Below are 13,381 nucleotides of genomic sequence, written 5' to 3' on the forward strand. Positions count from 1 at the left end.
GCAGTAAGATGAATTTTCGGGAATAGAGAATGAAACAAAATATTAACTTTTATTCGAACGCTGAAAACAAAAAGCCACAGCGTAGTTCTGTGGCTTGGGGAACTGGGATTAATTGGCGGTGGAGGCAACCTCGGAATTGGGCAATGGCTTTCTGTGTCGTATTTTTATTTGCGACAGGATAACGCCAGAGATGACTAACAGCCCACCAATAATGTGGTAAGCGTAAATTTTCTCACCAATCAACGTTGAAGCAAGTACGACAGAAACGACGGGCATTAAGTTCATGAACATGGCACTTGAATCAGCGCCAATTGAATCAATCGCTTTCACCCACATTAACGGCGCAAAAATGGAAGCCGCAATGCCAGCATAGGCGATTAATGGTAGCGCGTCTTGGCTTGGTAACAGTTGCTCACTAGAGAGCCAAAGTGGTGTAAGCATCACAACCGAGAAGAAGCCTTGCATGTAAACCAGAGTCAAACTACTGAACGGCATCTTCCAGCGTTTTAGCAGCACGCAATAAGCCGCGTATACCATGGCTGCAATCAGCATAAGGCTATCACCTTGGGTCATGTCTTGATGTAAAAAGTAGGTGATATCACCATGACCAAGCATAAATGCCAAGCCGCCGAGCGAAATGACACCACCGACGATACTTAACATTGATATAGATTTACCGAGCAATGGGACACTTAAAAACACACTGATCAAAGGAACTAAAGAGGTGATCAGGGCCATATTAGAGGCCGTTGTTGTTAAACCGGCATAGTATCCAAGTGACTGGTTGAGAACCATACCAAGTAACGCAAGAAACGCCAACTTAGCTAAGTAAGGTCGAATAATGTGTCGTTGTTTGATGATTGCAGGCAGGCAAAATGGCGTTAGGAGTACCATTGCGACAAACCAACGGTAGAAACTCATCGCACTTGGTTCAATGGCGCTCGCAGCCATCTTGTTCACAATTGAGTTACCACCCCAAATCATAACGGTGAAAAACGGAAGTAAATAAATCATGAGAACCCTATAGCACAATTATTGATGACGCTAGTCTGGCAGGTCTTTATAATAAAAAGTATCTCTTAAAAGACATCGTAAGCGATAGGAAGACAATTTTGAAAAAGAGCGCCAGAAATCTTCACCCCTCCTTATCAATCGATCGCGCACCATCGGATGTATTTATGAATTTTGAAGCGTTTCTCTCTAATACAGAAACACGAATTCATAGCCACCCTTGGGGGCAAGTGCAACTGATCAGCGGTGGGATCCTAGAGATGGATGCAGAAGACACAAGATTTCTAGCACCTCCACATCTTGCTATTTGGGTTCCCGCCGGAATCCGTCACACGAGCTACAACCGTAAGCCAATCGAATATTGTTCTTTGAATATTGCCCCTGAATTGACGGCGCATTTCCCAACTAAAACGAGCTTGATCAAAGTGACTCCAATCGTGTCATCGATTATTGAGGACTTTCGTCAGCGAGACATTAACGTGGCGCAAACTGATGAAGACAAGCGATTGGTACAAGTGTTATTGGACCAGCTTGCAAAGCAAGAAGTCGAACATCACTTTTTACCGACAACCGACAATAAGTATCTTGAACCGATTTTAAAAGCAGTAGAAGAATCGCCGACGGATGAGATCAGTTTGGCGGAGTGGGCGGCAAAAGTGCACACCACAGAACGCACGTTAGCGAGACATTGCCAGAGTGAGTTGGGCATGAGCTTTACTGAGTGGCGCTTACGTGTGCGATATTTACATTCTATGGAGTTGCTGCGTAAAGGACAGACCGTAAAGGAAGTCGCATTGACGTTAGGTTATAACCAAGCTAGCCCTTTTATCGCAATGTTCAAGAAATACTCCGGCATGACACCGGAGCAATATAAGAACCGCTTATTATAACTGAGCCAGAACGTAATTCAGACCACCGACCACGGCTGCAACTTGCGCATCGTTGCACTCTTCGTCGGTCACCGTTGGGCTGTCTGGGTACACTTCCGTTGTCGTGCCGTAAATGCAATTTGTTACGCCGCCACACAGACCCAGCTTCACCATTGGGTAGTTGATAACGCCAAACTGTACGACGGGTGAACCAATGATTTCGCCATTTTCATCTGCAGGCGCAATGTGAGTCACTTTCGCAACCGATTCAATCACCGCTTTTTGAAACTCGGGTTGAGGGTTTTCACTATCTCCAACTGTGTAAAAACCGTCTGGGATCATGCCCTCGATGTACTCAATGCCATCACGAGCGGCAAGCGCAGGACGGAACTCTGTTTCATCGGAGTCTGTCGTCTCGTGCAAATCAATGTGCATTAATACATCGCCTAATGTCGCAACGAGCTTCATGAGGTTGGCAGATTCTTCGGCAGGGCTATCCTTATAGAAAGAGCGGTTTGGATCAATCGCGTTTGGGTTCCAGCGGTTGAGCACCTCGTAACCCCAAGGGCTCACGCAAGGTGCAACGACAATATTGAAATACTCTGCGTAGCGCTCTGCTTCTGTTTCTACAAACTTTAAAGCGCCATGTATACCGCTGGTTTCGTAACCGTGCACGCCGCCTGTGACCAATACAATAGGCTTCGTTGAATCCCAATTGCATGTTTTGATACAAAACAGAGGGAAACGTGCCTCGTTGTATGAGAGCGCACCATATTGTTCAACATCAAAACGCTCGCGTAGAGCATCGATTTTACTGACGACTTCATCTTTGTAGCTACGTTTTACTTCTTGCGTTGCTAACCAGGTTTTACGTTCTTCTTCGCTCCAAGGTTGGCCAGGGGTACCGATTGGGTAAATGTATCCACTTTTCATCTATACTTTTTCTTTTGACTGCTGAAAGGTACCACAAGACTAGACCTGTCTTATCTTAACGGCAATATAAAACACCATTTGGGATAGTATTCTTTGCAAAATCATCACTTTGATGAGTGATTTATTGGTGTTACATTTTGTTACTTACTCAATTTCATATAAGAGACAAAAAATGGCTGGAGCAAGTTTACTCACACTGTTGGATGATATTGCCACGGTACTCGACGATGTCGCCTTAATGTCGAAAATGGCGGCAAAGAAAACCGCAGGTGTGTTGGGTGATGACCTAGCGTTAAACGCTCAACAAGTGTCTGGTGTTGCATCTGAGCGAGAAATTCCAGTGGTTTGGGCGGTTGCAAAAGGCTCATTCAAAAATAAATTGATTTTAGTTCCTTCTGCTTTACTCATTAGCGCCATTATTCCATGGCTTATCATGCCATTATTGCTAATTGGCGGCTTGTTTCTCTGCTTTGAAGGGGCAGAAAAGGTGCTTGAGAAAGTATTCCCTCACTCGCATCCGCACGAAGAAAAAGAAGAGTTAGTTAATACTGGCGAGTCGATAGAAGAGTATGAAAAACGCAAAGTTGCTGGTGCGATTCGAACGGACTTTATTCTTTCAGCGGAAATCATTGTGATTGCGTTGGGTACCGTGACTGGGGCGAGCCTTGTGACGCAAATCTTAGTGGTGAGCTTAATTGCAGTCATCATGACCATTGGTGTTTATGGCTTAGTAGCAGGCATCGTGAAATTGGATGACTTGGGCTTCTACCTTGAAATTCGCTCAAAAGGTAAGGGCTGGATGGCAAAAGTCGGCAGTGCTTTAGTTGCTTTTGCACCAAAGCTGATGAAGTTGTTAACGATTGTGGGTACTGCCGCGATGTTTTTAGTCGGTGGGGGGATTGTAGTGCACAACGTGCCTGCCATTCATCACTTTGTAGAGCCGATTATTATGAACTTTAGTGGTCATTCGGTTGCTACAGCGATTCTGCCTATTTTGCTTAACGGCATTATCGGTTTTGTGGCGGGTTTGATTGTGGTTGCTGTGTGGACAGCTGTAGAAAAAATTCGCGGCCACTAATAATCACAGCTCAAAACAAGAAAAGAACAACAAGGGTCATGACTTCTTTTCACAGAAAGGCATGACCCTCTTTTATGGATGGAACGTCAGTAAAGTACTTACTTCACTTTCCACTCAATTTGTTCATTTGCTCGAATAGGCACAACGATATCATTGCCAAATGGCATCGTTTCCGGCACATCCCAAGCGGATTTTTCTAACGTTACCGTATCCGTGTTGCGCGCAATGCCGTAAAAATCAGGACCATTGAAGCTTGAAAACGCTTCCAAGTTTTCCAGCTTGCCTTCATTCTCGAATACTTCTGCATAAAGCTCTAGCGCTGCGTGTGCAGTGTAAGAACCAGCACAACCGCAAGCGGACTCTTTTGCCCCTTTCGCATGTGGTGCCGAGTCTGTACCTAGGAAAAACTTCTTGCTACCACTAGTTGCTGCTTCGATCAGCGCTTGCTGGTGGGTTCCGCGCTTAAGAATTGGCAAACAGTAGAAATGAGGCTTAATACCACCCACAAGCATATGGTTACGGTTGAAAAGAAGATGGTGAGCAGTGATGGTAGCCGCTACGTTATCTGAGGCGTTATTAACGAAGTTTGCTGCGTCGGCAGTGGTGATGTGTTCTAGAACGATTTTAAGATTAGGGAAGTCATTGACGATAGGAGCGAGGACAGTATCAAGGAATTCTTTCTCTCGGTCGAAGATATCAACATCGTGATGTGTTACTTCGCCATGAACCAGAAGTAACATTCCGACTTCTTCCATTGCTTCGAGAACGTGGTAAATGTTCTTCGCATTGGTCACACCGGAATCTGAGTTTGTGGTAGCGCCTGCAGGATAAAGCTTGGCAGCAACAATGTTTCCGGTGGCTTTAGCCTTACGTATTTCATCTGGTGTGGTGTTGTCTGTGAGGTAAAGCGCCATCAAAGGTTCAAACTGTTCGCCATGTTGCTCTTTTAGAATTCGGTCACGGTAGGCTAGGGCGAGCTCAGTTGTAGTAACTGGTGGGACGGTATTTGGCATGATCAGCGCACGGCCATTGTAGCGGCTGATGTCGCGAACGGTGTCTTTAAGAACTTCCCCATCGCGTAAGTGAACGTGCCAGTCGTCAGGACGAGTGATTGTCAGTGTTGTCATTAATTGCTCCCACCATTGAAAAGTTGTCTGATTGGAGCCCAAGCGCCGTATTTGCTTTTGAGCAAACGCTTGCGCTTAGGCGACAGGATGATAGAGGAATTGCCCTCACATTTCATCCCATTTTTCACTTTTCTACAGAGTGAGAGTGTAAGTGATTACTTCATTGTTAACCAAAGCGCGTGGATCGTACCCGGCAGAAAGAAGAAACACGTCAATATTAGGTTAATCAAAAAGTCTTTATTTAGACCTTTCTCCATAAACACCGCGACAGGCGGAAGAAAGATACATAACAAAATCAGAACCAGTTTTCTTGTATCCATAATTAAGCTCCAAATCGATAAATGGGAGTAGTGATAACTTGGGTGAATTATGTGTGTCGTATCACACTTTATCAAACGGTATTTGGTCAGAACGGTGTTAAAAAACGCGAATATTGAGTGTAGTAAATACTTGTCACTAAAACCAAATTTATAAGAATATGGTTTCGAGAAAGTTGCGATGGATGAAGAGGCAGTAGACTCTGCAACTTAATGTGATTTGAGTATACAATACCGCAACAAATAAAAAACACCCGTAGGAAGAAGGCCATGTCGCAACCCGTTTTATCCCAAATTAATGTTTTTCCGGTTAAGTCAGTTGGCGGATTATCGCTGTCATCCGTATGGGTTGAGAAGCAAGGATTGAGCTTCGATCGTCGCTTTATGATTGCGAAAGCTGATGGCTCGATGATCACTGCGCGAAAGTATCCGCAAATGGTAACCATTAAGTCAGCCTTATTGTCCGATGGAGTGGTGTTTAGTAGTTTGGGTATGGAGCCACTTAAAATCCGTTACCAAGATTTCAAAATGCAGGAGACACCTGCAACGGTTTGGAAAGATACGTTTACTGCCTATACCACGACAGATGATGCAGATGACTGGTTTAGTCGTGTGTTGGGTCAACGTGTTGAGTTGTTGTTTAGTGGTGAGCAATCGAATCGTGTTCGCGAAAAGCTAGGACAAAACGTTAGCTTTGCCGATGGTTATCCGGTGTTAGTGATTAGCCAGGCTTCCCTTGATGAACTGAACCGAAGAAGCTCTGAGCAACACTCTATGGATCAGTTCCGTACTAACTTAGTGGTCTCTGATACCAAGCCGTTTGAAGAAGATTCATGGAAGCGCATACGAATCGGTGAGGTAGAGTTTGAGTCTCTCAAACCTTGCGAGCGCTGTATCCTGACTACGGTGAATACTCAAAGAGGCACGTTCCGAGAGAGCAAGGAGCCACTTAAAACCTTACAACAGTTCCGTGCAAATGATGTCGGTGGTGTGTTCTTCGGGCAAAATCTTGTCGCGCGAAATGAAGGCATTATTCGTCAAGGCGATAAAGTTGAAGTATTGGAGTATAAAGAACCGGAGTTTTACGCGGATAACTCGCCAGTGCGCATGACGTTAACATGTGTTGAGCGTGAGGAAATCGCCCAAGACTTCGTGACCTTATGGTTAGAGCCAAACAAAGGTTCTTTGCCTAATTACTTGCCAGGACAGCACCTGCCAATAGAGGTGAATATTGATGGGAAGAAAGTGGGTCGACGCTATACCTTATCATCCAGTCCTTCTCGTCCGGGTCGTTATGCTATTTCTGTTAAGCGTATTGCTGGTGGAAGAGTCTCTAATTCGCTCTTAGACAATTTACAAGTCGGTGATGTTTTAGAGGCAGAACAACCTGACGGTCAGTTCCACCTTAAAACGCATGAAGCGCAGCCTCTGCTCTTACTCTCTGCAGGCAGTGGAGTAACACCAATGCTATCGATGGTACGTTACTTAGCGGATCACAATCAGTTGGAGAACGTGGTTTTCTACCATCAATGTCGTACCGAAAATGATATTCCTTGTCGCTCAGAGTTGGAGCAGTTAAAGCGTGAGCACCCGGGGTTAGAAGTGAAAATCTGCTTAACGCAGCCTGCCGTTGATTGGTTTGGGTTAAAAGGGCGTTTAAGTTTGTCACATATCAAGCAAATCAAAGATGTTGAACAGCGCCAAGTGTTTGTGTGTGGTCCTGATGGCTTTATGGATAAAGCAAAAAGTCTTCTACTAAGAAAAGGGCTGCCAGAGGAAAACTACCATCAAGAAGCGTTTGGAGTTTCTTCTCTTACGTCAAAGCCAGAGAAAAGTCTCGCTATTGACTTTAATGGAACTAAAGTCGTAGGCAACAACCAAAAAACGTTGTTAGATCAGCTCGAAGATGCTGGGAAGGTCATCAGCAATAGCTGTCGTGCAGGCTTATGTGGTGCCTGTAAAGTTCAGCTTACGTCGGGGCAAGTTCATCATCCGGACGTGCCCGCGCTGACTGATGAGGAACGTGCAATGGGAACCGTATTGGCGTGTTGTGCTGTGCCAGAGACGGACGTAACGGTAACCAACTAGGCGAGAGCAACTTTGTCCTTCGAAAAAACTGTTCCTAGACAAAAAAACGCTGCTATTTTTAGCAGCGTTTTGAGTTTAAAAGTGAACGGAAAATATCGCTTAGTCGTAAATCGTTGGGATTGGCTGACGTTTGTGCTGCGTTGCTTTGTAAATCGCTACCAGACGATCACTCACTTGCTGTGGAACGGGTTTGCCTTCTAAGAAGTCATCGATCTGTTCATAAGTTAAGTTCAGAGCATCTTCATCTGCTTTTTGCGGCTCTAGTTCTTCTAGATCTGCCGTTGGTACTTTCTTAACAAGCAGCTCTGGTGCGCCTAATGTTGCAGCTAACTCGCGGACTTGACGCTTGCTTAAACCAAATAGAGGGGCAAGGTCGCACGCGCCGTCACCAAACTTAGTGTAAAAACCGGTGATGTTCTCTGCTGAGTGGTCTGTTCCCAATACTAAGCCGCCAACGTAACCAGCGATTTCATATTGTGCAATCATACGAGCTCGCGCTTTTACGTTACCTTTTACGAAATCAATTTTGTCGGCTTCAGTCGGAAGCAGGCCAGTCCCTTGCAACGCGGTATCAGTCGCCGCATGCAAACCGTCAACACCATCTTTAATGTTCACAGACACAGAGTGTGTTGGCTTGATGAAAGAGAGTGCCAGTTGCGCTTCATCTTCATCTTTTTGCTCACCGTAAGGCAGACGTACTGCGATAAACTGATATTTGTCAGTACCAGATTCCGCATTCAATTGTTCTACTGCAAGCTGGGCAAGGCGACCTAACGTGGTTGAGTCAACACCGCCACTAATGCCAAGCACCAGTGACTTACAACCTGCTTCTTGTAGCTTACGCTTAATAAAAGCAATACGGCGTTCAATTTCAAAATGCGGATCAATTGAAGGGAGTACACGCATTTCATCACGGATGGATTGTTCCATTTAGGGTTCCTTTTCCTGCAAATATTTCAGACACCAAAGCCCGCTTGCTCAAATGGTGATAAACCATGCAATTGAGACTGATAAACACGACTTTAGGGTCAAAAGCTGTAAAGATTAGTAGTATCATACCGAAATCATCAGATTAGAAAACTCTCTTCAACCAGGTAATCACCGGATATGAAAAAAATCGCCATTTTTGGTAGTGCATTTAACCCACCTAGTTTAGGGCACAAAAGTGTTATTGAGTCATTGAGCCACTTTGACCTTGTGCTACTTGAACCTAGCATTGCACACGCTTGGGGCAAGAATATGCTCGATTACCCAACTCGGTGCAAAATGGTTGATGCATTCATCAAAGATATGGGACTTTCTAATGTTCGGCGTTCTGATGCAGAGCAAGCTTTGTACCAACCCGGACAAAGTGTGACAACCTATGCGTTGTTAGAAAAAATTCAAGAAATCTACCCAACAGCCGATATAACTTTTGTCATAGGTCCTGATAATTTCTTCAAATTTGCTAAATTTAGTAGAGCAGAAGAGATTATGGAACGTTGGACTGTTATGGCGTGCCCTGAAAAAGTAAAAGTCAGAAGCACGGATATACGTAACGCATTGGTTACGGGTGAAGGCATAAGCGCCTACACAACCCCGTCCGTCTGTGAATTGTTGCTTAACGAAGGCTTATACAAAGAAACATTATCTGGGAACTGAGAGGTCAGATTTTCATGGTCAGATTAGCCGTATTTAGTGCATGTGCGCTGCTTGTGGTCACACAAGCTCATTCTGCGTGTAACTATTTTTCTGATCGTTCTGTTGTGTTTGAAGATAACACCCTTCCTATCTGTGAAGAAATTTTAGATTCCATTGGCGTATTAAGTACGGATGCGTTGATTTGGTATGCTGCGGAAGCGAAATTCGAAGGGCCAACAGAAAACTATTGGGAAGAGTGGGCGATTAAGCCGGAAGACACACCACTCCTAACCCAAAATCTAGAAAAGAATTATTTTGGACTTGGTTTTTGGATGCCGGAAGAGCTCCGAGACGAAGAGAGCAAAATGGACACAGAAGAGTGGCTCCGTAGTCATGGCCTGATGTTCAGCGTGGGTTTTGGTGATAAATCCGACGGGCAGCCAAGAATGCGATTTGATTATCGTTGGCACGAATATTACGACGCTGACTGGATGATGCAGATTGAAGTTCCCTTCTAGTCACCTTGAGCGAACATAAAAAGGGCGTACATCATCCATGCACGCCCTTTTTATTTGAGTCTCTATTTTCTGCGCGCGTCACTCTGCGTAATACTGAAAAGATGGCTCGTTAGAATGCGAGTTATAGCGCTTCTCCAAAGACCAAAAAGCAAAGCTGCTCATATTCTTCTGTGTTACCCGCAAAAAGCGTATCGACAATCTGCTCTTCTTTCTTTCCCGACAGCTTCATTTTCCTTGCTTCACGGAGTGTGAGTACCAAGCACAGCTCTTTAGAAATGTCCATGTCACAACCAGGCGTCCACTGATTGATGGTTTTTGTTAACGTTGAGTGCGCTAGTTTAGGAGAGAGAGTCAATACTTCATGTCTTACTACCGTCAGCAGATCGGTTTGCAGATCTGAGCGCTCGGCTGTTGTTGCTAGTTTCTCGACGAGGGCTTTTAGCAGCGGTGAAGGTTTCACAAACCCCGCTTGTTGTGAGAAGTCATCATTTAAACGCACAGAAAAATCACAACGATATACACGAGAATTAGGTAAAAAGGTGAGGGAGCTCAAACATCCTTGAGGAATCCAAAAATATTGGCCTGGTTCAATGGCATACTCCTGCTTACCCAATTTAATGACGGCTAACCCTTCGACGACAGACAGCAGACTGTGCTTCAGTGCTTTTTTGCGCGCAGCTACTTCAAGAAAGGGGTATTTAGCGTCGTGAAATTCAATTGCGTAGTTCATTATGAGTACCAGTGTTTTTTGGCGCTAAGGGTAACGTTAAACCTATACGATTCCAACCAGCTGAGAGAATTTTTTAGCATGAGAAATTGTAGCCTAACTGGTATGACCATGTTAAAAGTATGGGTTGAAATGCTGCTTGTCAGCAAAACTATGCGTAAAATGTGCCAGCTTTTTTTGATATGTAATGAACAATGACTGCCAATACCGATCCTTATATTGAAATTCGTCCTTACAATGACGAAGAAATTCCAGCAGCGCTGGATCGTCTAATCCAAGATGATGAATTTATCACTGCTATTCTCGATCATCGCTTTGCTAATAAAGCAGCGTGGTTTAAAACGCTAATGAGCCCGATCCTGCGCATCTATCTGAAAGCTAAATGGAGCAAGCTTGATTCTGTAGAAGCGATTCAGATTGAAGTGAAGAAGTATCTGAAAGATACATTGAATAAGACAACGGATGGCGTCACTTTTTCTGGTTTGGATAAGCTGGATAAAAACACGTCGTACTTATTCGTTTCTAACCACCGTGATATTGCGATGGACCCTGCGCTAGTAAACTATGGCTTGTACCAAAGTGGGCACCGTACGGTTCGTATTGCGATTGGTGACAACCTGCTGAAGAAGCCATGTGCGACAGAATTGATGCGACTCAATAAAAGCTTCATCGTTAAGCGCTCTGCTAAGGCGCCTAGAGAAATGATGAAAGCATTAGGACAACTGTCGAGCTACATTAAACACTCGCTTGATACCGGTAATTCAATTTGGATTGCCCAAAAGGAAGGTCGTGCCAAAGATGGAAACGACTTTACTGATCCTGCGATTTTAAAAATGTTCCATGTTGAAGGCCGCAAGCAGAAGATCAGCTTTGGTGAATACACGCGTTCTTTGAAAATCGTTCCTGTCTCGATTGCCTATGAAAATGATCCATGTGACATTGCCAAAGCAAAAGAGCTGTACGAAAAAGCAGAAAATGGCCGTTATGAAAAAGGTGAATTTGAAGATATCGAAAGCATCATTCAGGGCATCATTGGTTATAAAGGCCGTGTGCATGTCGCGTTTGGTGATATGATTGATCAAGAGTTTGAAACGCCAGAATCTCTTGCCGGCGAAATCGACCGCCAAATTCACAACAACTACAAGTTGTACCCAATCAACTTGCTAGCTGCTGGACGCGAAGATTCAAGCATCATCACAGAGGCGGTGAAGCGTCACCTCGCGGATAAATTGGAGCAGTTACCTCAAGGGGCAAGACCTTATTTGGTGGCGAGCTATGCCAACCCAGTGAACAATCAAGAGTAATATTCATTACTGAATTGATGGATTATGAACGCCTTAAAGCCTCGGTTTCCCGGGGCTTTTTCTTGTCTGCTTTTTAAGGTGCAACAGCCCCGCCAAGGGTTAAATTGCTAGGCCACTTGGTGATCTTGTTACCACCTAAAAAGATATTCCCTTTCACCGTCATCGTGTCTGGAAATACTTGTAGCGCGGACCCTCCTATATAAAGGTTACCATCAACCACCAATCCTTCAGGAAGAGCAGAGATAGGAGTGCGAATAACACTTAAATCGCCTTTGACTCGAAGTTTAGCTGGGAGCGTTTTTAATGGTGTATCCGTCAAGTTCAGATAACCGCCGAGTTTGATGCCCCTAGGCCAGCTTTCGATCTTACTACCCAGTAGATTCGCATAACCTTTTATCTTTGTACCTGAGCGAATGGTTTTGAGCGCGTTGTTGGTTGCTTCCAAACTGCCTCCAACATCAAGCCCCTTAGGCAGCTTTTTGATCGGGGTTTGCGAGATATTTAAGTTGCCTTTGACCACTAACCCAGAAGGTAATTGGGTGTAAGGTTTGTTTCGTAGATCAAGATTACCGTAATTATCGGTGTGACCAAACTTAGAGTAGTAATCTAGCTCATATGCGTAAGATGAGAAGCAGAGCAGCATCAAAGTAAGGAAAAGGGAAACAATACGCATAGCCAGAGACTTAGTTAAACATAGAGATCTTAAGTGCTCATCTTATACTTAAATAGACTCATTATGCATACTTTGTTAACAGTTTTTGATTTTTAGCCCAAGAACTTCAAATTAGGGCTTTATCTGAAAGCATACACGCTCTCACGATGCCGAGTTGCTTCAGTGTGCAAGTTAGGGAATGATTAAGTGATTGATTATATAGTTTATTTAAAAGTAAATGTGAGAAAAATATCAGTAGAGATATGAAGAATATGAGGTTCTGCCAAGAACTGAACAAGCGTCCTTGTTAGTATCATGAGCGTCTGAGGGAGATTTTCATGAAGTTAAAAAGAGTGTCTATTTTTGTCGCTGGTGTTGTAGCAGTACTACTATCTGGGGCCGCTTTTGCTAAATCATACAGTACGCCAGAAAGCAAAGCGCTGGTGGTCGCTGACGGCAAGGTAGGTCAGCGTATCTGTTACTACGATGATAAAGCCTACACCACCGGAGCCGTGATTAATGTTGAGGGTGTATTACTGATGTGTACAGCTGAGAACGATTTTGAAACGAATGGTTCGTTAAAGTGGGTGGTATTCAAAAAAGATAAATAAACGCCAAAAAACGGTCTGTTTAATATTAGGATAACGGAAAAATAAAAAAGCGAGCACAGAGCTCGCTTTTTCCATTAACGCGCGAGTGAGCGAGTTTTTAATTCAAAGATAAGCTTTTCAGCACTTACTTCAAATTTGAATCGAGCCGTCGCTTGGTTTGACTCTTCTGTTATTTCAGAAACATTGTATTCAACATCAGCACATACTGATTTAGCGAGCTCAATGTATTTTTGTAGTTCAGACTCTAGCTCTGTTTTTGTCTGTGCGAAAACCGTTACGTCGGCAACTTCGTCACCTTCTTTGATGATGAAGCCAATCTCGCCTGCGCAGCCGCAAGCTTCACATACTTGGTTTTTTTCTAATTCGACACTCATAACGAATCCTCTTGTAAATACTAAGGGTATTCTATCAGGTATTTGATCTGTATCTACAAAAATGACGAGTTTTGAATAAAAAAAGAACAGAATAGGCGCTTGTTAAGTAAGGGTTAAAGATTGGATTACTAAATCATCAAGAACGTTAATGT

General features: G+C 44.0%; 15 protein-coding genes. 7 read left to right on the forward strand and 8 right to left on the reverse strand.

Annotated elements, in window-relative coordinates; all coding sequences use genetic code 11:
- Positions 1–108 precede the first annotated feature (108 nt).
- A complete protein-coding gene (locus CAG69_RS18670; protein ID WP_161445613.1) occupies positions 109–1,014 on the reverse strand; it encodes a DMT family transporter in 906 nt (301 codons plus the stop codon).
- A 98-nt stretch (positions 1,015–1,112) separates the two neighbouring features.
- On the opposite strand from CAG69_RS18670, the gene CAG69_RS18675 reads away from it, so the two are divergent.
- Positions 1,113–1,901, forward strand: a complete 789-nt coding sequence (locus CAG69_RS18675) for an AraC family transcriptional regulator (RefSeq protein WP_005385013.1) — start codon at positions 1,113–1,115, stop codon at positions 1,899–1,901.
- Here CAG69_RS18675 and CAG69_RS18680 read toward each other — a convergent pair.
- Positions 1,896–2,813: a M14 family metallopeptidase gene (locus CAG69_RS18680; protein ID WP_161445615.1), complete on the reverse strand. Its 918-nt coding sequence runs from the start codon at positions 2,811–2,813 to the stop codon at positions 1,896–1,898. The two genes, CAG69_RS18675 and CAG69_RS18680, sit on opposite strands and share 6 nt — an antisense overlap.
- Before the next feature lie 172 nt (positions 2,814–2,985).
- Here CAG69_RS18680 and CAG69_RS18685 point away from each other — a divergent pair, with 172 nt between their 5' ends.
- Positions 2,986–3,891, forward strand: coding sequence for a DUF808 domain-containing protein (locus tag CAG69_RS18685; protein ID WP_046873771.1), 906 nt, complete (start codon positions 2,986–2,988; stop codon positions 3,889–3,891).
- 98 nt (positions 3,892–3,989) lie between these two features.
- Here CAG69_RS18685 and pyrC read toward each other — a convergent pair whose 3' ends face one another.
- Both pyrC and CAG69_RS18695 read right to left on the reverse strand, forming a co-directional pair.
- Complete coding sequence (gene pyrC, locus CAG69_RS18690) at positions 3,990–5,018, reverse strand: dihydroorotase (RefSeq protein WP_048625318.1); 1,029 nt, start codon at positions 5,016–5,018, stop codon at positions 3,990–3,992.
- Positions 5,019–5,173: 155 nt separating this feature from the next.
- Entirely contained in the window at positions 5,174–5,338 is a 165-nt protein-coding gene (locus tag CAG69_RS18695; protein ID WP_005375297.1) for a YqaE/Pmp3 family membrane protein, read from the reverse strand.
- A 267-nt stretch (positions 5,339–5,605) separates the two neighbouring features.
- On the opposite strand from CAG69_RS18695, the gene CAG69_RS18700 reads away from it, so the two are divergent.
- Positions 5,606–7,423 carry a hybrid-cluster NAD(P)-dependent oxidoreductase gene (locus tag CAG69_RS18700; protein ID WP_161445617.1) on the forward strand — a complete coding sequence of 606 codons (1,818 nt, stop codon included), beginning with the start codon at positions 5,606–5,608 and terminating at the stop codon, positions 7,421–7,423.
- Between the two features lie 99 nt (positions 7,424–7,522).
- Here CAG69_RS18700 and nadE read toward each other — a convergent pair whose 3' ends face one another.
- Positions 7,523–8,353, reverse strand: coding sequence for an ammonia-dependent NAD(+) synthetase (nadE, locus tag CAG69_RS18705; protein WP_006742205.1), 831 nt, complete (start codon positions 8,351–8,353; stop codon positions 7,523–7,525).
- 177 nt (positions 8,354–8,530) lie between these two features.
- Here nadE and CAG69_RS18710 point away from each other — a divergent pair, with 177 nt between their 5' ends.
- Together CAG69_RS18710 and CAG69_RS18715 are read left to right on the forward strand one after the other, a co-directional pair.
- On the forward strand, positions 8,531–9,064 hold the full coding sequence (locus tag CAG69_RS18710) for a nicotinate-nicotinamide nucleotide adenylyltransferase (protein WP_161445619.1): 534 nt from the start codon (positions 8,531–8,533) through the stop codon (positions 9,062–9,064).
- A gap of 14 nt (positions 9,065–9,078) precedes the next feature.
- The gene (locus CAG69_RS18715; protein ID WP_006742203.1) at positions 9,079–9,561 is read left to right on the forward strand and encodes a hypothetical protein; all 483 of its coding nucleotides are present in this window, start codon (positions 9,079–9,081) and stop codon (positions 9,559–9,561) included.
- A 121-nt stretch (positions 9,562–9,682) separates the two neighbouring features.
- Here CAG69_RS18715 and CAG69_RS18720 read toward each other — a convergent pair whose 3' ends face one another.
- Positions 9,683–10,291 (reverse strand): hypothetical protein, encoded by a 609-nt coding sequence (locus CAG69_RS18720; protein ID WP_047008435.1) that lies wholly within the window; start codon positions 10,289–10,291, stop codon positions 9,683–9,685.
- Between the two features lie 191 nt (positions 10,292–10,482).
- On the opposite strand from CAG69_RS18720, the gene CAG69_RS18725 reads away from it, so the two are divergent.
- Positions 10,483–11,592: a 1-acyl-sn-glycerol-3-phosphate acyltransferase gene (locus CAG69_RS18725; RefSeq protein ID WP_161445621.1), complete on the forward strand. Its 1,110-nt coding sequence runs from the start codon at positions 10,483–10,485 to the stop codon at positions 11,590–11,592.
- A 73-nt stretch (positions 11,593–11,665) separates the two neighbouring features.
- On the opposite strand, the gene CAG69_RS18730 is transcribed toward CAG69_RS18725, so the two are convergent.
- Positions 11,666–12,265, reverse strand: a complete 600-nt coding sequence (locus CAG69_RS18730; RefSeq protein WP_161445623.1) for a hypothetical protein — start codon at positions 12,263–12,265, stop codon at positions 11,666–11,668.
- Positions 12,266–12,582: 317 nt separating this feature from the next.
- On the opposite strand from CAG69_RS18730, the gene CAG69_RS18735 reads away from it, so the two are divergent.
- Positions 12,583–12,855, forward strand: coding sequence for a YnjH family protein (locus CAG69_RS18735; RefSeq protein ID WP_046873765.1), 273 nt, complete (start codon positions 12,583–12,585; stop codon positions 12,853–12,855).
- A 74-nt stretch (positions 12,856–12,929) separates the two neighbouring features.
- Here the strand turns inward: CAG69_RS18735 and CAG69_RS18740 are convergent, their stop codons facing one another.
- The gene (locus CAG69_RS18740; protein WP_005375307.1) at positions 12,930–13,229 is read right to left on the reverse strand and encodes a YfcZ/YiiS family protein; all 300 of its coding nucleotides are present in this window, start codon (positions 13,227–13,229) and stop codon (positions 12,930–12,932) included.
- Positions 13,230–13,381 lie beyond the last annotated feature (152 nt).

This window comes from Vibrio sp. V43_P6S15P86 (genome assembly GCF_009904725.1).
GTDB lineage: Bacteria > Pseudomonadota > Gammaproteobacteria > Enterobacterales > Vibrionaceae > Vibrio > Vibrio diabolicus.